The 22316-nt window shown below is 38.1% G+C and carries 18 protein-coding genes and 1 pseudogene; 4 read left to right on the top strand and 15 right to left on the bottom strand.

Going from position 1 to position 22316, the window contains the following annotated elements; all coding sequences use genetic code 11:
* The first annotated feature begins 67 nt into the window (after positions 1 to 67).
* Positions 68 to 1093 carry a sugar kinase gene (locus tag BQ5341_RS07975; protein ID WP_071131474.1) on the top strand — a complete coding sequence of 342 codons (1026 nt, stop codon included), beginning with the start codon at positions 68 to 70 and terminating at the stop codon, positions 1091 to 1093.
* Between the two features lie 47 nt (positions 1094 to 1140).
* Here the strand turns inward: BQ5341_RS07975 and abc-f are convergent, their stop codons facing one another.
* Positions 1141 to 2637 carry a ribosomal protection-like ABC-F family protein gene (gene abc-f / locus BQ5341_RS07970; protein ID WP_071131473.1) on the bottom strand — a complete coding sequence of 499 codons (1497 nt, stop codon included), beginning with the start codon at positions 2635 to 2637 and terminating at the stop codon, positions 1141 to 1143.
* Between the two features lie 218 nt (positions 2638 to 2855).
* Positions 2856 to 3563: a methyltransferase domain-containing protein gene (locus tag BQ5341_RS07965; protein WP_083378647.1), complete on the bottom strand. Its 708-nt coding sequence runs from the start codon at positions 3561 to 3563 to the stop codon at positions 2856 to 2858.
* Between the two features lie 163 nt (positions 3564 to 3726).
* Between BQ5341_RS07965 and BQ5341_RS07960 the strand changes: the two genes are divergently transcribed.
* Positions 3727 to 3978 carry an AbrB/MazE/SpoVT family DNA-binding domain-containing protein gene (locus BQ5341_RS07960; RefSeq protein WP_071131472.1) on the top strand — a complete coding sequence of 84 codons (252 nt, stop codon included), beginning with the start codon at positions 3727 to 3729 and terminating at the stop codon, positions 3976 to 3978.
* Positions 3975 to 4367: a type II toxin-antitoxin system death-on-curing family toxin gene (locus tag BQ5341_RS07955; RefSeq protein ID WP_071131471.1), complete on the top strand. Its 393-nt coding sequence runs from the start codon at positions 3975 to 3977 to the stop codon at positions 4365 to 4367. The genes BQ5341_RS07960 and BQ5341_RS07955 overlap by 4 nt, the downstream gene beginning before the upstream one ends.
* A gap of 534 nt (positions 4368 to 4901) precedes the next feature.
* On the opposite strand, the gene BQ5341_RS07950 is transcribed toward BQ5341_RS07955, so the two are convergent.
* From BQ5341_RS07950 to parE, 8 genes and pseudogenes are all read right to left on the bottom strand, one after another.
* On the bottom strand, positions 4902 to 5555 hold the full coding sequence (locus BQ5341_RS07950; protein WP_071131470.1) for a Crp/Fnr family transcriptional regulator: 654 nt from the start codon (positions 5553 to 5555) through the stop codon (positions 4902 to 4904).
* Positions 5556 to 5605: 50 nt separating this feature from the next.
* Positions 5606 to 6562, bottom strand: a complete 957-nt coding sequence (locus tag BQ5341_RS07945) for a DUF1803 domain-containing protein (RefSeq protein ID WP_071131469.1) — start codon at positions 6560 to 6562, stop codon at positions 5606 to 5608.
* On the bottom strand, positions 6562 to 7173 hold the full coding sequence (locus BQ5341_RS07940) for an HD domain-containing protein (protein ID WP_071131468.1): 612 nt from the start codon (positions 7171 to 7173) through the stop codon (positions 6562 to 6564). Before BQ5341_RS07940 ends, BQ5341_RS07945 begins: the two co-directional genes overlap by 1 nt.
* 130 nt (positions 7174 to 7303) lie before the next feature.
* Entirely contained in the window at positions 7304 to 8233 is a 930-nt protein-coding gene (locus BQ5341_RS07935; protein ID WP_071131467.1) for a manganese-dependent inorganic pyrophosphatase, read from the bottom strand.
* A 127-nt stretch (positions 8234 to 8360) separates the two neighbouring features.
* A complete protein-coding gene (pflA, locus tag BQ5341_RS07930; protein ID WP_071131466.1) occupies positions 8361 to 9161 on the bottom strand; it encodes a pyruvate formate-lyase-activating protein in 801 nt (266 codons plus the stop codon).
* Between the two features lie 83 nt (positions 9162 to 9244).
* Positions 9245 to 11530, bottom strand: coding sequence for a formate C-acetyltransferase (pflB, locus tag BQ5341_RS07925; RefSeq protein ID WP_071131465.1), 2286 nt, complete (start codon positions 11528 to 11530; stop codon positions 9245 to 9247).
* Positions 11531 to 11991: 461 nt separating this feature from the next.
* Positions 11992 to 14433, bottom strand: a complete 2442-nt coding sequence (gene parC / locus BQ5341_RS07920; RefSeq protein ID WP_071131923.1) for a DNA topoisomerase IV subunit A — start codon at positions 14431 to 14433, stop codon at positions 11992 to 11994.
* Positions 14434 to 14774: 341 nt separating this feature from the next.
* Positions 14775 to 16724: pseudogene (parE, locus tag BQ5341_RS07915) on the bottom strand (DNA topoisomerase IV subunit B); the annotation flags it as partial.
* Between the two features lie 201 nt (positions 16725 to 16925).
* Here parE and plsY point away from each other — a divergent pair.
* Entirely contained in the window at positions 16926 to 17555 is a 630-nt protein-coding gene (gene plsY, locus BQ5341_RS07910) for a glycerol-3-phosphate 1-O-acyltransferase PlsY (RefSeq protein ID WP_071131464.1), read from the top strand.
* 65 nt (positions 17556 to 17620) lie between these two features.
* Here the strand turns inward: plsY and BQ5341_RS07905 are convergent, their stop codons facing one another.
* From BQ5341_RS07905 to xerC, 5 genes are all read right to left on the bottom strand, one after another.
* The gene (locus tag BQ5341_RS07905; RefSeq protein WP_071131922.1) at positions 17621 to 18496 is read right to left on the bottom strand and encodes an aldose 1-epimerase family protein; all 876 of its coding nucleotides are present in this window, start codon (positions 18494 to 18496) and stop codon (positions 17621 to 17623) included.
* An 84-nt stretch (positions 18497 to 18580) separates the two neighbouring features.
* Positions 18581 to 19369: a GTP-sensing pleiotropic transcriptional regulator CodY gene (gene codY, locus BQ5341_RS07900; RefSeq protein ID WP_071131463.1), complete on the bottom strand. Its 789-nt coding sequence runs from the start codon at positions 19367 to 19369 to the stop codon at positions 18581 to 18583.
* Positions 19370 to 19386: 17 nt separating this feature from the next.
* Positions 19387 to 20775, bottom strand: coding sequence for an ATP-dependent protease ATPase subunit HslU (gene hslU / locus BQ5341_RS07895; RefSeq protein WP_071131462.1), 1389 nt, complete (start codon positions 20773 to 20775; stop codon positions 19387 to 19389).
* A complete protein-coding gene (hslV, locus tag BQ5341_RS07890; protein ID WP_071131461.1) occupies positions 20776 to 21330 on the bottom strand; it encodes an ATP-dependent protease subunit HslV in 555 nt (184 codons plus the stop codon). It abuts the gene before it with no gap.
* Between the two features lie 41 nt (positions 21331 to 21371).
* Complete coding sequence (gene xerC, locus BQ5341_RS07885) at positions 21372 to 22271, bottom strand: tyrosine recombinase XerC (protein ID WP_071131460.1); 900 nt, start codon at positions 22269 to 22271, stop codon at positions 21372 to 21374.
* Positions 22272 to 22316: the final 45 nt, after the last annotated feature.

Below are 22316 nucleotides of genomic sequence, written 5' to 3'. Positions count from 1 at the left end.
CGCCAAATTTTTTCTTGCGTGCTACAATAATAAAGAAGTAAAAAATAAGCAAATAAGGATGATGAACATGAAAAAAGTACTTTCTTTTGGCGAAATGATGTTACGATTAAAACCGCCAGCAAATGAACGCATTTTACAAACAAATAATTTTGAAGCAACTTATGGCGGTGCAGAAGCTAACGTCGCTGTTTCTTTGGCTCTTTTAGGCAATCCTGTGGCTTATTTATCAAAATTCCCTGACAATCTGTTAGGCCAAAGTGCCACTTCAACTTTACGAAAATATGGCGTTGATACATCAAAAGTTCAAACAGGACCAGGACGTTTAGGTATTTATTTCTTTGAAAAAGGGGCTAGCGTTCGTTCAACTAACGTCGTTTACGACCGAGCTTACAGCGCTTTTTCGCAGGCTAAAGCAAGCGAATTTAATTGGCCTGAAATTTTTGCAGATGTCTCTTATTTTTATTTTTCCGGAATTACTCCGGCAATCTCTGATGATTTAAAAGAAGCAGTCCTTGAAGCTTGCCAATATTGTCAACAAAACAATATTCCCGTGGTCTGCGACATGAATTATCGTGGGAAAATGTGGTCTCCTGAAAAAGCGCGGGGCGTCATGTCTAAGATAATGGAATATGTCAATGTTTGTATCGCCCATGATGAAGATTTTGAAGCTACTTTAGGCATCAAAGCTTTTGATGGAGATTCTACTCGTGGCATTGAACAAGCTAAAAGTTTCAAAGCTGCCATGAAAGAAGTTACTGAGCAATTTCCAAATTGCCATACAGTTGCTAGCATTTTGCGGGATATTCATTCTGTAGAAAATAGTTCTTGGACTGCACTACTGCTACATGATGGAAAATTTTACGAAACAGATACGTATCCAATGCACGTGATGGAAGGTGTCGCTGCTGGAGATGCCTTTGGAGCTGGCTTCATGCATGCACTCTTACATGATTACACGCCTGATGAAACGGTGCGCTTTGCACTAGCTGCTTCTGTTTTAAAACTAACAATCACTGGAGATTTAAATCTCGTTTCCGAAGAGGAAATTAAAAAAGCTATGTCAGCAGGTTCCGCTGCTCGTCTAGATCGTTAAAAAAATCGTCAAAAGCCGTTGTATCTCTCAAGATACAACGGCTTTTTTTATGGAATCAATTCAATTTTTTTTGCACCGATTTTTTCAATAAAGTCGGCTTCATGCTCGATAATAATCATGGTCGGCTGGCTAGTTAAAATTAATTCCGTCAGCTGTTTTTGATTGAAAACATCCAAGTAATTTAACGGCTCATCCCAAAGATAAATCTCCGCTGGTTGCGCCAACGATTGGGCAATTTCAACTTTTTTCCGTTGACCCATGGACATTTCTTCAATACGATTGGAAAATACATTCCGCTCCATACCTAGTTTTTTTAAATTACTCAAAAATATTTGATAATCAAGGCCCCGACTATCTGCAAAGTCCACTAGAGTCCCACGATTGTCTTCATAATTTTGTCGGACATAAGAAATTTTTAACGGACGAATTATCGATAACGTTCCACTTATTTCACCAGGAAAATCGTCTAACAATGCTTTAATTAAGGAAGACTTTCCAGAACCATTAGGCGCTATTAAAGCAAGTCGTTCTCCTTTTTTTAACTGGAAATTTATTTGTTGAAACAACGGTGGGGTATTTGGAAAGAATAACTGTACATTTTCTGCAGTGAGCAAGATGTCGTGGTAATTCGCTTGGTAATTCATAGTCAACTCATCAACAAACTCCAAGTTTTTCAGGAGTTTTTGTTTTTCTGTTACAGAAGTTCCTAAGCGAGTTTCGATTGCTTTTGAGCGCTTCATCATTTTAGCAGCTTTGGCTGAAGTAAAACCATCATGACCAGTGCCGCCGCTGCCTTTGACATGTGGATTTCCGTGATTATCACTTTCCCGACTCATAGACCAATTGGCTTTTTCCCGACTGGTTTGCTGAAGTCGTTTAATTTCACCTTGTAATTTTTGATTTTCAGCAAGCTCAAATTCATCGACCCGCGCTTTTTGTGCCTCGTAAGTCGAAAAGTTTCCTTGGTACTGACTCAGCTGACTTTTATCAATCGCCAGCACATGATCGGTCACTTGATCAACAAAAGAACGGTCGTGGCTCACCAAAATAAATCCTTGACGTTTCTTTTGCAAATATTCAGCGACTAATTGGCGGCTAGCCATATCCAAGTGATTGGTTGGTTCATCAATCAAAGGAAAATCGCCTTCGTCTAAAAAGAGCAATGCTAATAAGACTTTTGTTTGTTCGCCACCAGACAATTGCTCAAAGGGGCGCCACAAACATTCTAAGTCGACTTTCAATAGATTTAATTCTTTTTCCAATTGCCAATCTTCAAAAACCCCCAAATCTTGTAAGACTTGATAGGTTAGCTGACTTGCATCAGCAACTGTCTGGGGAAAATAAGTAAAGTTCAGCTGATGGGTAATTGTGCCAGCAAAAGGCAAGTTATTTAGCAGTAGTTGCAATAAAGTCGTTTTTCCACGACCATTCCGTCCAATCAAAGCCAATTTCCACGATTCATCAATGGTAACGTTAGCCTGATCAAATAGAAGATTGCCTTGGCTATCATAGCCAAATGTTAAATTTTTTATCTCGATTGTCATAAAATTCCTCCTCACAAAAAGACACCAGTCCATAACGAGACCGGTGTCCTTCACAGGGAGACTAAGAGTCAGCCAGTTGAAATCAATCCACACCAAAAAAAGTCTCGACAAACGTGTCTAACTTTTCTAAAATTGGGTGGCTGATTATTTCAATGGCTGGCTCCTCCTTTTGTTTTATTACTGTTAATTTAGCAGAAAAACCGCTCTAGGTCAACTATTTAAAATTGTAAGAGCTGAAAAATTGTTGTTTGCTGATTGTTCAACACCAACTTATCTTCAAAAATTTCTTGGGTCAACGCTGGATTTTCAAAGTATTCTTGAAAAAATTCACGAGAAACTTCTTCATTTGTCTGTAAAGTAAATGAATGAACTTCATAAGGCAACTGAAGTTCTGTGAGCCAGTCTTGATAGAGTCTTAAAAGTTGATCATCATCTTCAGGTTCATAAGGGCAGAAGAGGGTGTCACGATAACTTTTTTGCCGTAAAATCAAGCGCACATCACCTAATAATAATAATTTTTGCAAATCTTTTTTAGTTACTAACGCCGGGTTCATAGCCGAAAAAACTACCGAAAATTTTTCCTGATTTTGCTTGAAAAATTCTTCCTGACTTAATTGAAGAAATCTTGTGGTAGCTTTTTTACTTTTCGTTTTAGCGTAGTCTAACATTTTTTCAGAAAGATCCACTAATACATATTGATCAACAAAAGGCTCCAAAGCTGATAAATAACGCCCAGCGCCGCCAGCTAAATCAAGTAATGAAATTGCCGGTAGCAACTGTTGAGCTAACAAATATTGTTGCAGCTCTGAAGCAATATTTAAAGATGAGTTTTCTTGAACTTCAAAATACTCAGGGGCGAATTCATTCCAAAACCGAACGAGTTCATCGTCAGATATTTTTTGATCCGTCATATTTTTATCCGTCATTATATTCTCCAATCATGATTCAACTTTATTATACGTGATAAACAAATGTTCATACAAATCCCCTCCAAAAAATTTTCTTAAAATCTTTTCAGATAGATATCCTATTCAAAAATGTATATCCCGTGATACAATAGATATACATAGTTATTAAGGAGGTATTTTTATGGAACAAGAAAAAATATTTCATTCAAAACATTTTAAGCTACGTTTAGTGGGGAACAGTCATGTCGTAAATATCCCTAAAGAAGCCCGAGATGCCTTGAATATCCAATTGGGCGACGAAGTTACTTATATCGTAAAAGAAAATGGCAAAGTTGAAATTGAAAAAGCGGACGATATTGAAAATGTTGATGATCTGATTACACAAGTTGTGGAGAAACATCGAAATACATTGGATAAACTGGCTCATTTATGAAATATTTAACTGAAGAGCAACTTATTCGGATTAACGTCTTAGAAATTACCCGCTCAACGATGCAAGAAGATGTTGGTGTTAAAGACTCAGCAGCCTTACAAATGTCAGCAATGCAGCCCAAACAAATAGTTTTCGGTCGGGAATTATATCCCACAATATTTGATAAAGCAGCAGTTTTAGTAATCAATCTCATTAAACGTCATCCTTTTTATAACGGAAACAAACGAACGGCACTGGTGGCAATGGATGTATTTCTGTTGGCTAACGGAAAAGAATTACAAGTAGATCAGGAAGAACTTCTTACTTTTATTTTGGAAATTGCCACTGACAATGGTGATTTTGATGTTCTAAAGAACCGTGTAACGACGTTTCTCAAAAATCATACTTAAAAAACGACAGCTTATTCTTTTTATTTAAAGGATACAGGATTATTGAACAAGTTAAGTTTTAACGCCTAAAATCTTAGCAAAAGAGATTTAGTTCTGTTAGAAATTCTTTTTTTGAATTCTAGTTAACATAATATATATTTGTGGAAGAATCCAGTCTATAAAAAGAGAATACATTTCCTGATGCTCTTTCACCAGGATTTATATGAGTAATTTACTTCTATCGGTTCATTCGTTCTATATTAGTTAATTAAACTTCATTCAATCATTTTTCAGGACAAGTTTTTCGTTTTGCCTTAAGTAATTTTGGGATAAATTATATTTTCTGCAACTCACTTTTGAATTTTATTTTACTGATCAATTATATTTACATCTGCAACCATTCATTGATTTTTTATTTTTCATTTCTAATCAGTTCATTTTCTAAAAAAAACAAAAACACAAAGTTCTCAGCACGAATTGGCAACCAGACCTGAACTTAATTCAGGCGGCTAAGAACTGCTGATGCACTCTGTGTTTATTTAATATCAGAAAGGTTTACAAATCTTCCAAATCTTCGAGATTATTCAGTTGAATCATTCGACCACGACGTTGAAACAATTCATCGTCTTCCATTTGACGCATTTTTCTAGAAAGCGTTTCCGGAGTGGTGCCGATAAATGCGGCTAACTCTTTCATTTTAAATGGTAAAGTGAATTTTAAACTGCCCTCGGCTTTGCTGAGGTCAATTAAATAGCTAGCCAAGCGTTCCTCAATTGAATCACTCGTTAAAAATTGTGCTTGTTTTTCCACTTGAACCATTTTTTGGGCATTAAGTTGTAAAAGTCTCAGGGCAATTTCTGGTTTTTCCAACAGCATTTGTTGAAAATCTTTTTGATTAATCATGCAAATAGTCGTTTCTTGCATAGCTTCACCATATAAACTATTATTGACCGCGCCAAATAACTCTTTGTCCCCTTCAAAATCCCCTGGCTCCATGACCCGTAGCAATTGTTCTTTCCCGTTGGCATTCAACTGATAAAGTTTCACCTGTCCGCGGGCGACAATCACCAATTTATCCTCTTCTAAAGGGGAGAGAATGGTCTCCCCTTTTTGAAATTTTTCGTGATGGGTTAATTGATTAATCGTTTCCTGTTCATTAGTTTCTAAATGATTAAATAAAGGAACGAGCGTCACACAATTATGTTCCATTTTTTTCACCTCATCTTTATTATACGCCTATTTATCCAAAATTCACGTGTTCATGCTTGTTTTTCAATGATTAGACAATGCCAGAGCTCTTCATCGGCGACTTGGATTGTAGGAAAATAATTTTTCAGCGCCAGTTGTTCTAGAATATATCCTTGTAATAGCAATTGAAGATGCTCCGCTACAGCCGGCGGATATTTTTGAAAATTATCGCAAGCCTTAGAAAAACTTGTGAAAAAAACCGGCTCTAAAAATAATTTTACCGCTGATGAATCACTTGATGCGCTATTTGAGCTGTTGACTATTACTGTCGCTCTTTTTTCTGAATCTAGTAAGCCAAATAATTGCAACGCTTCGGTAAAAATATCGCGCCTGCTTTCTCTTAGCGGTTTTTCTTGTCCTCGGAGGAGTTTGGGAATAGCTTGGTCCAGAAAATATTGCGCGTCAACTTCCCCTAGCAGTTGTTGAATCGCTTGTAAATTGTCCGTCCAGTAACGACGATTAAAATAATTCGTTAGCGTCGTTTGTGGTACGCCATTTTGAAATTCTTCTAGACGAAATTTCCCATAAAATGTCTTAGTTTCCACTAGCCACGGTCTCATCTTTTCAAGATGATTTACATCACTTACAAATAGCGGCAAAGTCCGCTGATCCACAGTTAAAGATTGCCACAGTTGTTTAAAATTTAGTTTAGGGTGCGCTAAAATTTCAGCTAAGACAATTTGCCCTTGCTCTTTAACGATATCTTGCCACGCCAGCTCCTCTGGAAAAATCGTCACTTGTACTTCATAGCGGCGATCAACGCGTCGTATTAGACCTGCTTGAATCGCTTTTTCTAATTTTTGCTCAAAGTCTGCTTGAGGGAAATTTTTTTTCAAGTTTCGCAAAATTTCTCGGGGATTTTTTTGCAAAAAAGTAATCAACGATTCGTACAAAGGATCGTTGAAAGAACAACTAGCTGAATGATTTAAGACATCATTTGATCTTGGTTTTTCAGGGATAAATAGCATCAATGTCCCTCCCACTCTTCATAGAATGCTTGTAAAAAGTCTTCCATCATCATTTGACGTTTGGCACCAAGCTTTTTGGCCGCATCGGTTTCTAGTAAATCAATAATCGTCAGTAATTTATCATAAAAATGCTGAATAATAGAACTATCTTTGACTCCAGCGCTTATAGGATCATACATTTTACTGCCTCGAGTAGCGCCATACATAAAGGTTCGAGCAATACCAATAGCGCCAATGGCATCCAATAAATCCGCATCCTGGACAATTTTCACCCAAAACGGCACATCGTTATTGTCACCACGCTTACTAAAAGAAATCTGACTGATTGCTTCGGCCCAAACCATCTGGGAAACTAAACCAACACCTTGTTCATTCAAAAAAGTTTCCAGATTTTTTTCAGCAGCATTTTGATCAGGAAAGAATTTATGATCTAACATTTCGTGTAAATAAGCGAGCAAGCGAATGTTGGTGATTTCTTCAGCTGACAGCCTTTCTTCCTTGGCTAAATAAGTAGCCGTTTTTACCACTCGTTCAATATGGTCCAGGTCATGTCCGGAATGATCGTCGGAAAAAAAGTCCGCCACCCATTGTTTAACTGCAACTTCTTCCATAACTCCTCCTCCTTTCTTGCCAAAAAAACTAGCGGCATTTTTAGCAATTTATAATTCGTCTGTCAATAAATTATATTTTGCTAAAAAAGCTTGTCTCAAACCGAAGTCTGATGCAAGCTTTTCTTAAATATTATTCGTCAAAAGCCATAGTTAATGGTGGCACCACTTGTTTTTTCCGCGAAACAACGCCAGCAAGTTCGGCCTCATTTTCGACAAGTTTAATGTTAAAAGCTTGCTCCACTTTATCAAGATGAGCCCCTACTGCTAGCAACAAGGAATTGCTCGTTAAAATATTAGTGGCTACAAAAAGATATAAATCATATTGGTATTTTACATTTTCGATAGCCATTTCAGCTAAAAGATCTGTTTTACGGGCTTTGATTTCATCAAGATCTACCGTATTTACTTGACCAATACGGACATTGACGCCATTTAATGGAAAACTTTTAGCATCCATTTCTAATAAGTCATGAACGGATTTACTAGCTAAATTCGTCCCAGCTTTTAATAATTCCAAGCCGTACTCTTCCAAGTCGACATCAGCATAACCAGCTAATGCTTTGGCGGCCAATTCATCGTCGGGTGTCGTCGTTGGAGATTTGAACAATAAAGTGTCAGAAATAATTGCTGAAAGCATTATACCGGCGATTTCTTTAGGATAAGTCACGCCCGCTTCTTTAAACATTTTATATAAAATTGTTGACGTACATCCCACAGGTTCCGCCCGATAATAAAGGGGATAAGGTGTTTCGAAATTTGCAATCCGGTGGTGATCTACCACACGTGCAACAAATACTTCACTGCGATCAGCGACAGATTGTTGAGCTTCGTTATGATCTACTAAAACGACATTGTCTACCTCGTTGGCCACAGTTGTAACGACCCGTGGCGCTTTTAAGCCAAATGTGTCTAAGGCAAATTGTGTTTCTTCATTCGGTTCGCCTAGAGCTACCGCTTCGGTATCGTGACCTGTTTGATTTAATAAATAACTATACGCAATCGCTGCCCCAATCGCATCGGTATCAGGATTTAAATGTCCAAAAACTAAAGATTTTCCCATGTATTTTGCACTCCTTTTTCGTAATTCATTGTAATTCATCTTTACTCATCATAGCAAAAATACCTGCAAATGAAAAGAACAAAAATAAACTGCAACACGCAAAGTTGCAGTTTACTTTTTTCAATAATTAATCAAAAACCCGTGTCCGATATCCTTGATAATCACTGGTGTGTAATAATTTTTGTGCATTTAAGACCCGTTCTTTAGTCGGCGGATCGATACCTTCTAAAGGATAATCGATGCCTAATTGTTCCCATTTATATTTACCCATCGTGTGATATGGTAAGATTTCTACTTTATCAACATTTTTCAAGGTTTTAATAAATGCATCTAAACGAACTAAAAATTCATCATAATCAGAACGTTCAGGAACAAGGACGTGGCGGATCCAAACGGGTTTGCCGATTTCAGATAAATATTGAGACATAGCCAAAATATTTTCATTGCTGTGACCGGTTAACCGTTTGTGACCTTCTGCATCGATATGTTTAATATCAAACAATAAAAGGTCAGTATATTTCATTAACTCCTCAAATTTAGAAAAGAAGGGTTCTTCACGAGTAAATGGTTGGCCACACGTATCAATTGTTGTATTGACACCGCGGGCTTTCGCTTTTTTAAATAAATCAATTAAAAAATCAATTTGCAATAAAGGTTCGCCGCCTGAAACAGTTAGACCACCTTTTTTGCCCCAATAGCTCTTATAATTCAATGCTTCATCTAAAACATCGTCTGCATTACGGAATTTTGCTTTGGGATTTTTTAATTTCCAAGTATCAGGGTTGTGACAAAATTGACAACGCATTTGACAGCCTTGCATAAAGACAATAAATCTAACGCCAGGACCATCAACACTCCCGAAACTTTCAATGGAGTGGACATTGCCTAAAATTTCTTTTGATTCGGTAACTTCAGTTTGGGTGGACATAATTCCTTCCCCTTTCTAATTAAAAAAACAAAAGAAGCGAACGGGCGTGACAAACGTCCGTCCGCTTCGAGATTAAGCAGAAATTACATATGATCGTGGAAAGTACGAGCAATAACATCTAATTGTTGTTCATGAGTTAAGTCGATAAATTTAACGGCATAACCAGAAACGCGAATGGTGAAGTTTGCGTACTCTTCTTTTTCTGGATGTTCCATAGCATCAACAAGTTTTTCTTTACCAAAGACATTCACGTTCAAATGGTGAGCGCCTTTATCAAAGTAACCGTTCAATACAGAAACAAGGTTTTCTACTTGTTCTTCTTCGTCATGACCTAATGCATCAGGGTTAATACTTTGTGTATTAGAGATACCATCTAAAGCATATTCATAAGGTAATTTCGTCAAAGAGTTAAGAGAAGCTAATAAACCAGATTGTTCAGCACCATAAGATGGGTTAGCACCTGGTGATAATGGAGTACCAGCACGGCGGCCATCTGGCAAATTACCAGTTGCTTTACCGTAAACTACGTTAGAAGTAATTGTTAAGATTGAAGTTGTTGGTTCGGAATCACGGTAAGTATGGTAGTGTTCCAATTTTTCCAAGAATTTCTTCAATAACCAAACAGCCAAATCATCGGCGCGGTTATCGTCATTTCCGTATTTAGGAAATTCGCCTTCAACTTTATAATCAACAACTAAGCCGTCTTCGTCACGAATTGCTGTTACTTTAGCATATTTAATAGCTGACAAGGAGTCAACCACGTGAGAGAAACCAGCGATCCCAGTTGCGAAAGTCCGTTTCAAGTTTGTATCCATCAAAGCAAGTTCAGCTGCTTCATAGAAATATTTGTCATGCATGTAATGAATAGCGTTCAATGTATTGACATACATTCCAGCTAACCATTCCATCATGTCGTCATATTTAGCCATAACTTCATCAAAGTCTAAAAGATCAGAAGTAATTGGTTGGTATGCAGGTCCAACTTGAGTTTTAGATTTTTCATCAACACCACCGTTAATAGCATAAAGTAAAGCTTTAGCTAAGTTAGCGCGGGCACCGAAGAATTGCATTTCTTTACCAGTTTGCGTAGCTGATACACAGCAGCAAATAGCGTAGTCATCTAACCATACTGGACGCATTACATCGTCATTTTCGTATTGGATAGAAGAAGTTTCAATAGAAATCTTCGTTGCATATTCTTTAAATCCTTCAGGTAAACGAGAAGAATAAAGAACAGTCAAGTTTGGTTCTGGAGAAGGTCCCATGTTTTCTAATGTCCGTAAGAAACGGAAATCATTTTTAGTAACAAGAGTCCGACCGTCAAGACCCATACCAGCGATTGATAATGTTGCCCAGATTGGATCTCCTGAGAACAATTCGTTGTATGAAGGAATCCGTGCGAATTTAACCATTCTTAATTTCATAACTAAGTGGTCAATTAATTCTTGAGCAGATTCTTCAGTTAACAAACCGCGGTTTAAGTCACGTTGGATATAAACATCTAAGAAAGTTGAAACACGGCCGATTGACATAGCAGCCCCGTTTTGTTCTTTAATAGCTGCTAAATAACCAAAGTATAACCATTGTACAGCTTCTTTAGCATTTTCAGCTGGAACGGAAATATCAAAACCATAAGCTGAAGCCATTGTTTTCATCCGTTTTAAAGCATTGTATTGATCAGTAATTTCTTCACGTAAACGAATATCTTCGTCAGTGAATTGACCGTGACCACAATTTTCATGATCTTTGAATTTTTGTTCCATCAAGTAGTCGATACCATATAAAGCGATCCGACGATAGTCACCAACAATCCGGCCACGACCGTAAGTATCAGGAAGACCAGTGATGATTTTATTCCGGCGAGCTGCCCGAATTTCTGGTGTGTAAACATCGAAAACACCTTGGTTATGTGTTTTGTGATATTTAGTAAAGATTGTGTGCAATTCAGGGTTGGTTTTGTAGCCATAGCTTTCAAGAGCTTCTTCAGCCATTTTAATCCCACCATAAGGCATGAAGGCACGTTTCAAAGGTTTGTCAGTTTGCAAACCAACGATTTGTTCTAAGTCTTTTAAATCTTCTTCAATATAGCCAGAGCCGTAAGCATCAGCAGATGATACAACATCAGCTTCCATGTCTAATACGCCGCCATTTTGACGTTCTTGTTTTTGCAAACCTTGTAAAGTTTTCCAAAGTTTGTTTGTAGCTTCCGTTGGTCCAGCTAAAAATGAAGCGTCGCCTTCAAACGGTGTGTAGTTATTTTGGATAAATTCGCGGGTATTGATCTCTGTTCTCCAAAGATGACCTTTAAATCCATCCCATGCAGATTTCTCTACATTTTTCAATTCTTCTAATTCTTTAGTTGCTCCCATTCATGAGACCTCCTCAAATAATTATGATCACTCATATGTAACAGGTTTACGAATAAAGTATAACACAACCGAAAAGGAATGCAAGCTAAAGTCGTTCAGTTTGTAAATTTTTTTTCAAGTTCGGCTATTAATTTTTGTTAAACCTTGTTGTATCAACGATTTACTATTGTGAAGTCTGTGAACATTATTAAACTTTTAGCAATTTCTTAAGATTTTGGCAAGCCGAATTTTCGATTTGTTGTACTAAAACAGAGCATTTTTTACTGATTTTTCTACAACAGATCGTTTTTTTTGAAAAATACGTCCACTAAAGTGAGTCATTTAAATCAATTGTACTCATTTTTTAGATAACTGTATTAGTTTTAAGAGTACAGTTGGTGAAAAATGGCGAATTCCTTCACTAAGTTTGTTACTTAATTAAAAAGAACCACCTAAATTTAGGTGGTTCCGTTAAAATTCTATTATTCTTTTAGTGAATCATCGCCAGAATTAGCTTCATTTAAGTTTTGGATGGTCATGATTTCTTCGACATTAATCACCGGACCGACTTGTTTTTCATCCATGACAAAGCTGCCGTTACTTAAGCGATCAGAGAAGATTAACTCTTGGGCAACAACTTCTACTTGCGTCCCTTTAGCAGAAGTTAAAACAAACGTTTGTTGCACTTGATTGCTATCTAAACGGTTAAAGTAAACTACTCGATGGGGATTTCCTTTCAGTTCTTTTAGAATCATTACCCCGCGTTTAGCTCGGGTTAACGGTTCAAGAATTTGTGCCAGGAATTTTTTAACTGATCCACGTTGGGTGACTAGAAAAATGGGCGTGTCCCCTTCGTGATCTACCAACTGTCCATTGATTACTTGATCTTCTTCTTTTAAATTCATTGATTTCACACCGGCAGCTTTGGCACCGACCACCGGAACTTCACTAAGACTGTAGCGTAATGCAAATCCACGGTGACTAATTAAAAAGACATCGGACAAATCTGTTGGGGTCAGTAAAACATTGATCAGCTCATCTTTTCCTTTTAGCTTCATACCCATGGTACTTTTTGACTTGTACCCGCGCCAAGGGGCAAACTCACTGAGTAATGTTTGTTTAATCATTCCATTTTTAGTAAAGAAGACAAAAGATTGATCGCTTATCGTTTCGTAGACGAAACTAGCAATAATTTTTTCGTCCAGGGAAAGGCCATTAATCGTTTGGGAAATATGTTCTCCTAAGTCTTTCCATTTAAGGTCTGGCAGTTCAAAGACTGGGCGATAAATTACATTGCCGTGAGTCGTAAATAAAAGTAAATGATCACGGGTATTTGCCACTTGGCTAAATAATAAACTGTCGCCTTCTTTTAATCCTAGTTCACTTAATTTTGAAGCGGCATAACTGCGCAAGGAGCTGCGTTTGATGTACCCTTCTCTACTTACTACTACCATCACTTTTTCAGACGGGATTAAGACTTCCGTTTCAATTTTAATTTCGGAAATTTCAGCTTCGATTTTAGTTAAGCGAGGAGTCGCATAATTTTTTTTCAATTGTTTCAATTCTTTTTTCAAGACACTATCCAATTGACTTTGGTCGTTTAAAATTAATTGCAAAGCCGAAATATTTTCCTGCAATTGATGGTCTTCTTGTTGCAGCATCGTGATATCGGTATTAGTTAAACGATACAGCATCATAGTAACAATTGCTTCAGCTTGCGCTTCTGTAAATTGAAATTCGCTAATTAAATTCTCTTTGGCATTTTTTTTGTCATTAGAATTACGAATTATAGCAATCACTTCATCTAAAATCGACAAGGCCTTCATTAACCCTGCTACAATATGTTGCCGTTTTTGATATTTTTCCAAATCAAATTGACTGCGGCGTTTAATGACCTCTCGGCGATGCTTGATGTAACTGGCCAACATTTTTTGCAAGCCCACTTGTTTTGGTGCTTTTTCATCGATAGCTACCATATTGAAATTATAATTAATTTGCAAATCGGTATTCTTCAATAAAAAATTAAGAATGCCGTTAGCATTGGCTTCTTTTTTCAGCTCCACAACAATCCGTAAGCCGGTCCGGTCACTTTCGTCACGAACTTCAGCAATACCTTCAACTTTTTTATTGAGGCGGACTTCATCCATCTTCTTAACTAGTTGGGCTTTATTTACTTCATAAGGAATTTCAGTAATGACAATTTGCTCTTTGGCGCCTTTAATACTTTCAATGGCGGTTACTGAACGCAAAATGGCTTTGCCTCGTCCTGTTTCATAAGCCTGTTGTAATTCTTTTTTCCCTTGCAAAATACCCCCGGTTGGAAAATCGGGACCAGGAATAAATTGCAATAATTTTTCTAAAGAAGCATCGGGATGATCTAATAAATAAACCGTGCCATCGATTACTTCACCTAAATTGTGAGTGGGAATTTCAGTGGCGTAACCGGCTGAAATTCCTGTTGAACCATTGACTAATAAATTAGGAAAAGCCGCTGGTAAAACAGTCGGTTCTTTTTCCGTGTCATCAAAGTTCCAAACAAGTTCCACTGTTTCTTTGTCGATATCATTTAACAGTTCATCGGCAAGTTTTGATAAACGCGCTTCTGTGTAACGCATCGCCGCTGGAGAATCGCCATCCATTGATCCGTTATTACCGTGCATTTCAATTAAAGTTTCCCGCAACTTCCAATCTTGACTCATCCGAACCATCGCCTCATAAATCGAGGAGTCACCATGGGGATGAAAATTCCCCATAATATTTCCCACGGATTTAGCGGATTTACGAAATGCTTTATCATGAGTGTTTCCATCTTGGTGCATGGCAAATAAAATCCGACGTTGCACCGGTTTTAAACCGTCACGAATGTCAGGTAAAGCCCGTTCTTGAATAATATATTTAGAGTACCGCCCGAAGCGATCTCCCATAACATCTTCTAAAGTTAATTCTTTAATCGGATGTGCCACATTTATTCCTCCCCTTCAAAATCAAATAAAGAAAAAGATTCAAAATCACTTGGGGCGACATTTTTATTTTGCGCTGCTTTTTCCGGATCTTTTTTGGTTGTCGTTATTTTTGGTGCTTGTTTTTTATTTTTGTTTTCTTTTTTAGTTGTTGAAAAATCCAATTGATGATCGCTTTTTTCAATTAGAATTTCGGCTTTTTTTTCAACTATTTTTTCTTCGTCAACTAATGCTGCTTGCTCTTTAACGTCTTCTTGATGTTCTAAAGCTGTCTCAACAATCTCTTCTTCATCTGTGTAAGCAAGCTCTTCTTGGTTTTCTAAAATAGAACCTTCCTCTTCCAACGTAAAAGCGACATGACTTTCAATCCATTTACGGCGAGGTTCAACTTTGTCACCCATTAAGGTGGTCACTCGGCGCTCGGCTTTGGCAGCATCGTCAATCCGAACGCGAATTAAAGTTCTCGTCTCAGGGTCCATCGTGGTTTCCCACAGTTGGTCAGCATTCATTTCCCCTAAACCTTTGTAACGTTGCAACATATAATTTGTGCCGAGTTTTTCGGTAATCTTAGCTAATTCTTCATCGGTCCAAGCATATTCAATGACTGATTTTTTCCCGGTGCCTTTTTGCACTTTGTATAAAGGCGGCAGCGCAATATAAATTTTTCCAGCTTCAATGAGTGGTTTCATATAACGATAGAAAAAAGTCAGCAGCAAAACTTGAATATGAGCGCCATCGGTATCGGCATCGGTCATAATAATCACTTTATCGTAATTAGAATCGTCAGCCGAAAATTCTGCCCCGACACCTGCGCCAATCGTGTAAATCATTGTATTGATTTCTTCATTTTTTAAAATATCGGCAAGTTTCGCTTTTTCCGTGTTAATAACTTTTCCTCGTAAAGGTAAAATGGCTTGGAATTTCCGATCGCGTCCTTGTTTAGCTGAACCGCCGGCGGAATCTCCTTCCACTAAAAAGAGTTCATTGCGTTTCGGATTTTTTGATTGAGCGGGTGTTAATTTTCCCGAAAGGAGGGATTCTCCTTTGTTGCGCTTTTTCCCACTGCGGCTTTCTTCCCGCGCTTTACGAGCCGCTACTCGTGCTTCTCGTGCTTTCAAGGCTTTTTTGACTAGCATTTGGGCAACATCGCCATTTTCTTGCAAATAAAAACTCAATTGCTCCCCTAAAACATTATCCACTACAGACCGGGCAATAGGAGTGCCTAGTTTTTCTTTCGTTTGCCCTTCAAATTGTAATAATTGCTCTGGCACACGAATCGATAAGACACCGGTGAGTCCTTCACGAAAATCGCTACCTTCAAGATTTTTATCTTTTTCTTTAAGTAAATTAGATTTCCGGGCGTAGTCATTAAAAGATCGCGTCAAAGCCGTCTTCATCCCAGCTTCATGAGTCCCGCCATCTTTAGTGCGCACATTATTAACAAAACTCAAAACCGTTTCCGAGTAGCCATCATTATATTCAAGGGCACACTCTACTTCAATGCCATCTTTTTCCCCGTCAAAATAAATCACCGGCGTTAACGCATCTTTTTCTTCATTTAAATAAGCGACAAATTCTTTTAAGCCTTCATCAAAATGAAAAACTTCTTCGACTTTTTCCTCGCCTCTTAAATCCGTTAAAGTAATCGTCACGCCTTTCAGTAAAAAGGCCGACTCCCGCAAACGTTCCGTTAACGTTTCAAAGGAAAATTTGGTAGTAGAAAAAATTTCTTTATCCGGCATGAAAATAACTTCAGTACCTTCAGGATTTTTTGTTTTGCCAATTTTTTTTAAGGTTCCTTTTGGCTTGCCACCATTAACAAAATTTTCTTCATATAAAGTGCCATCACGAACAATTTTTACTTTTAACCAGCTAGATAAAGCATTGACGACACTGGCACCAACGCCATGCAGTCCACCGGAAGTTTTATAGCCGCCTTGGCCAAATTTGCCCCCCGCATGTAAAATGGTAAAAATGACTTCGACAGTAGGAATCCCGGAAGCGTGCATTCCTGTGGGCATTCCCCGGCCAAAATCTTGCACGCCTAAAGAACCGTCTGGATAAATTGTGACCGCAATTTTATCCCCAAACCCAGAAAGTGCTTCATCGACAGCATTGTCGACAATTTCATAAACAAGATGGTGGAGTCCTTTTGAATCGGTGGAACCGATATACATACCCGGCCGTTTTCTGACTGCCGTTAGTCCTTCTAGTACTTGAATGGAATCATCATTATATGTTTGCTTTTTTACCACGAACTCTACTCCTTTATGTATGATTTTTGTTAAATAAAACCAACAAAAATGAACATTGTATCTTTTAAGACAATAGCGGTTTTTTAATCGTTAGTCAAATAATTCTAGCAAAAAAGACCGCGAAAATAAAAAAAATTGCGTTCTCGGTAGTCTGCTATGGTACACTTAGAAAGTGATAAATTTAAACTTTGAAGGTGCATAATGAAAATTTTTATTTTATTGATTGTCGCTTATTTAATCGGATCGATTCCAAATGGCGTCTGGATTGGCAAACTTTTTTTTAAAAAGGATTTGCGAGACTTTGGTTCTGGCAATATGGGGACCACCAATACTTTTCGCGTCTTAGGAAAAAAAGCTGGCATCGTCGTTTTTATTTTGGATATCTTAAAAGGAACGGTTGCGACGATGATTCCCATTTACTTCGGGCTGGCTATTAATCCTTTATGGTTTGGGCTGGCCGCTATTTTAGGTCATACTTTTCCGATTTTTGCCGGCTTTAAAGGTGGCAAAGCCGTCGCCACTTCTGGCGGAATTTTGCTAGGTTATTATCCACCATTTTTCTTTTTTTCCTTGCTGCTGTTTATAATCATTTTATTTTTAACTTCTACTGTTTCTTTATCTAGTATGATTACCGCTGTCCTAGTCTTTGTTTCCACGATGATTTTACCTTTAATCGCGCCGGTGATTTTGCCCCAACAAGATTGGTTTTTAACCGGTGTGATTTTCCTTATCGCCCTTTTTATTATTATTCGCCACAAGGACAATATCGCCCGTATTAAAAATGGAACTGAAAATCGAGTGCCGTTTGGTTTATTTCCAAAAAAAAAATAAAATAAAGAACTGTGATAAAAAAGAGAAATCTTTTTGTCACAGTTCTTTTTATTTAATTTAGCCGCTTAAAAAAGATGAAGTGTAAATGATTTTTCAAATGTTTCTTTGGCACCTAACGTTTGAATGTCCAATTTTTCCGTCAGCTCACCAGTCGTATCAACAGTGTCAGCTAATCCAGACCATGGTTCAATACATAAAAATGGTGCATCTTTGCCATATGGCGTCCAAAAGCCCACATAATCAAACCCATCGTAACTGAGACTGACCCCATGTTCACTTTTTTCACTAACAATCGCAAACATTTGCGGCCCATTCGTTTCAAAAATTAAGGCATCATTTTTAAAAAGATCATAAGTTAACGCCATATTCGTATTGGTGGCGGCAATGGTCCGCTGATTATAATCAATAAAAGGACCATTTAAAGGAAGTGCCAGCCGACTTTTAGCCGGTGTAAATTGCAAATAATAATCTTCAAAACTTAAATTCTCTTCTAGTGGCAACCGAAAAGCCGGATGGGCACCAAGGGAAAAATAGAGCGGTGTTTCGGCTGGATTAGCCACTTGATAAGCAACAGTTAGCGTATCGTCTTTAAGGGTGTAAGTGACCGCTAGAAAAAAAGCAAAGGGATAGACTTGTTGCGACTCTTTAGAATCAGTTAAAACCAAAGTCACTGACTCTTGCGTTTGTGATTGCACTTGAAAAACTTTATCGCGGGCAAAACCATGTTGCCCCATGGGATATGTTTTCCCTTGATAATGGTATTGATCATTTTTTAGGCGTCCTACAAAAGGAAACAACACCGGCGCTTGCCGTGACCAAAATGACGGATTGCCGTCAAATAAATAGTTCAGCTGATTTTTTTTGTGGAAAATTTCCGTCAGTTCCCCACCGGCTGGCTTTACGCCAACTTTCAACCACTCATTTTCTAAAACAATCACCAAATCACTCCTTTTTAAATCTTTCCCGGTAAAACTATTTTTATAAAGTTCTTCTTGTAAAACGATTGAATCCATAAAATAATTAAATTAAAATTGTTTGTCTAATTCCGCAATAAAGCGATCATTTAAGACTTTCAAATAAGTCCCTTTCATCCCTAATGAACGAGATTCAATCACGCCAGCTGATTCTAATTTTCGCAAAGCATTGACGATTACCGAGCGCGTAATCCCAATGGAATCGGCAATCGATGACGCGGTCAAACGACCTTCATTACCATCTAAAGCTTTAAAAATCGCTTTAACGGCCTTCATTTCACTATAAGATAAAGTAGAAAGGGCCATTTGGACTTGGGTTTGTTGACGAATATCAGCTTCAATTACTTTAGATTGTTGATACAAAATTTGCATCCCGATAACCGTTGCTGTATATTCTGCTAAAACCAAATCATCTTCAGAAAAACGATCTTGCATCCGAGCTAAAATAATGGTTCCTAAACGACGACCAGCTCCAAAAATAGGCACAATCGTTGTCACGCCAAATGGATAATGACTCCGCCATTCAACCGGAAAAGCGGTCAAGTCAGAATCAATGGGAATATTTTCCCGCGTTACTTGCAGGCGATCCACATCATACGTATAGGTTTTTTCAAATTGACCGGTGGCCATCATTTGTTTAGTCCGTTGATTATTAATATCATGCACTTCATTGAGCCCGAGGAGCAAACCTTGTTGATCAATAATGTAACAATTGGCATCTAAAAGATCGCCAGAAACTTGAGCCATATGATTGTAAGGAAGTGCCGTATGAACTTCCAAGTTATCATTTTTTTGCAGCAGTTCATTCATTTGACGCATTTTGTCTAGTAAAGTCATTATTTTCCTCCAAAGTAATTTTATAAAATAAAGCGACTTAAGTCTTCATCTTGGACGATGGTCGCTAATTTTTCGTTGACATAATTTTCGGTAATTAAAATTTCACCCATTTGCATGTCGCTAGCTTCAAACAATAATTCTTCCAGCAATTTTTCCAAAATCGTATGCAAACGTCTGGCACCAATATTTTCAGTATGGGCATTGACGGTAAAGGCAATTTCAGCCATTTTATCAATTGCTTCTTTAGTAAATTTAATTTTAACATTTTCCGTAGCTAATAGCGCGGTATATTGACGAATCAAAGAATTTTTTGGCTCAGTTAAAATCCGCACAAAATCATCTTTTGTTAAATCATCTAACTCGACGCGAATAGGAAAACGCCCTTGCAATTCAGGAATCAAATCAGATGGTTTGGACACGTGGAAAGCCCCACTAGCAATAAATAAAACATGGTCTGTTTCAATCGTGCCGTATTTTGTATTGACGGTTGATCCTTCCACAATGGGTAAAATATCCCGCTGAACACCTTCCCGAGAAACTTCGCCAGATTGTTGAGTTTTGGCGGTGATTTTATCAATTTCATCGATGAAAATAATGCCTGAGTTTTCCGCCAGTTCAACGGCAGCGGCATTAATGTCCGCTGTATTGACTAAACGATCTTGCTCTTCAACAATTAATGCTTCCCGCGCCTCTTTGACCGGCAGTGTTCGCTTGGTTTTTTTAGGGGGATTTAAAGCCGACAAAGTATCGCCTAAATCAATGCCCATTTGTTCTAAGCCATTGTTCATCATATTAGTTTTTGGTTTTATTTCTTGCACTTCAATAGTGACTTCACGCGTTTCTAGTAAACCTTTTTCTAACTGGTCCATCACACTTTCGCGACTGGTGCGAATGGAATCGTTGATTTCTTCTGGTTCTTCTGTTTTTTGCATTTGATTAAACATATTCATCATGTTTTCAAATTGATTGCCACTTTGGCGTTTTTCTTTTTTAATCCCAGGAACGAGGGCTTTAACTAGCCGTTCATTTGCTAGACGGAGCGCTTTTGCGTAGACTTGAGAATATTTTTGCTTTTTGACAATTTGCAACGCATTTTCTACCAAATCGCGCACCATAGATTCCACATCACGACCTACGTAGCCGACTTCGGTGTATTTAGTTGCTTCCACTTTAACAAATGGCGCGCCCACAACAGAAGCAAGCCGGCGGGCGATTTCGGTTTTTCCCACTCCAGTTGGTCCAATCATTAAAATATTTTTCGGCGTCACATCTTTTTGCATTTCCGTATCTAATTGTAAACGACGATAACGATTGCGCAGAGCTACAGCTACCGCACGTTTCGCTTCATTTTGACCAACAATATAGTGATCAAGTTCAACGACAATTTCTTTTGGTGTTTGTTCAGACATTTAAATTTCCTCCACGATAATATTGTGATTGGTAAAAATACAAATATCCGCAGCGATATTTAACGCACCTTCAGCAATTTCTCGGGCCGAAAGATCTGGGGCGCCAAATTTTTTCATCGCCCGCGCTGCTGCTAAGGCAAAATTCCCACCTGAACCGATGGCTAATACACCATCTTCGTCTGGTGTAATAACTTCACCCGTTCCTGAAACTAATAACATTTCTTTGCCATTGGTGACTAGAAGCATTGCCTCTAATTTTTGCATCGATTGTTGGGTCCGCCATTCTTTAGCCAGCTCAACAGCTGCTCGGGTTAAGTTGCCATTATATTCATTGAGTTTTCCTTCGAATTTTTCTTCTAAAGTAAAAGCATCCGCGACACTGCCGGCAAAACCGACAATTACTTCATTATTAAAAATTCGCCGCACTTTTTTGGCCGTACCTTTCATCACCACTTGTTCTCCCATGGTGACTTGCCCGTCACCGGCCATGGCGATGTGCCCGTCTTTTTGCACGGCACAAATAGTAGTGGAATGAAATGGACTTTTTACTGACATTTAAAAACCTCCTAAATTTTTTAAAATTGAATCATCAAACATTAAGCCCGCGGGAAAAATTTATCGTAACTTTCTTGCAGGCGATCGGTAGTGACATGTGTATAAATTTGAGTGGAGCTAAGATTGACGTGCCCCAAAAGTTCTTGAACGGTCCGCATGTCGGCCCCATTATTAAGTAAATGAGTGGCAAACGTATGGCGGAACATATGGGGATGAATCGTCGTGGTTAAACTGGATTTTTTCACTAGTTGGGTAAAAACATAACGAATGCCGCGATCAGTAATCGGTTCGCCTAGGCGATTAACAAAGACAAATTGGTGCTCTTTATGGTATTTAGTCATTAGCGGTGTCCGAGATTTTTCAAAATAAATTTTTAAAGCATCTTGAGCAAAGCTTCCAATGGGCACGTAACGCTCTTTATTGCCTTTTCCATGGAGCAAGACAACGCCTAATTGAAAATCCACATCGAAAATTTGCAGTTGGCAAGCTTCACTAACCCGCAAACCCGTAGCATAAAAAACTTCTAAGAGCGCCGTGTTCCGATAATCCAGCGGCTGACTGCCACTAGCCGTTTCAAAGAGCACATTCATCTCCTCTTCGTAAAAAAATTTCGGCAAACGACTCGGTCCTTTTCTAAGGTGCAAATAAGAAAAAGGATTCTCGTCCAAAACTTCATTTTTTAACAAAAATTGGTAAAAGGAACGCAACGCAGAAATTTTGCGGCTCACCGTATTTCTAGCATATTTTTTTTCATACAAAAAGCCCAAATAACTCCGGACATCTAAGGGCTCTACTTCCAAGTAATTGGCATCTCCTGATGTTTTTAAAAAAGCTAAATAATCCCGCAAATCATCATGATAAATATCAATGGTTAAAGGAGAATAGCCACGTTGGGTATGGAGATATTTAAAAAAAAGTTCGGGCCAATTTTTTTCAGTCATTGTGCACCTCCAAACATGTTAACTGTAACAAAAAAAAGCTTTTTC

Origin of the sequence: Enterococcus timonensis (assembly GCF_900104595.1) — a bacterium.
GTDB lineage: Bacteria > Bacillota > Bacilli > Lactobacillales > Enterococcaceae > Enterococcus_J > Enterococcus_J timonensis.
Note: the sequence above shows the minus strand (reverse complement) of the source record. Positions and strands in the feature narration are given on the sequence as shown.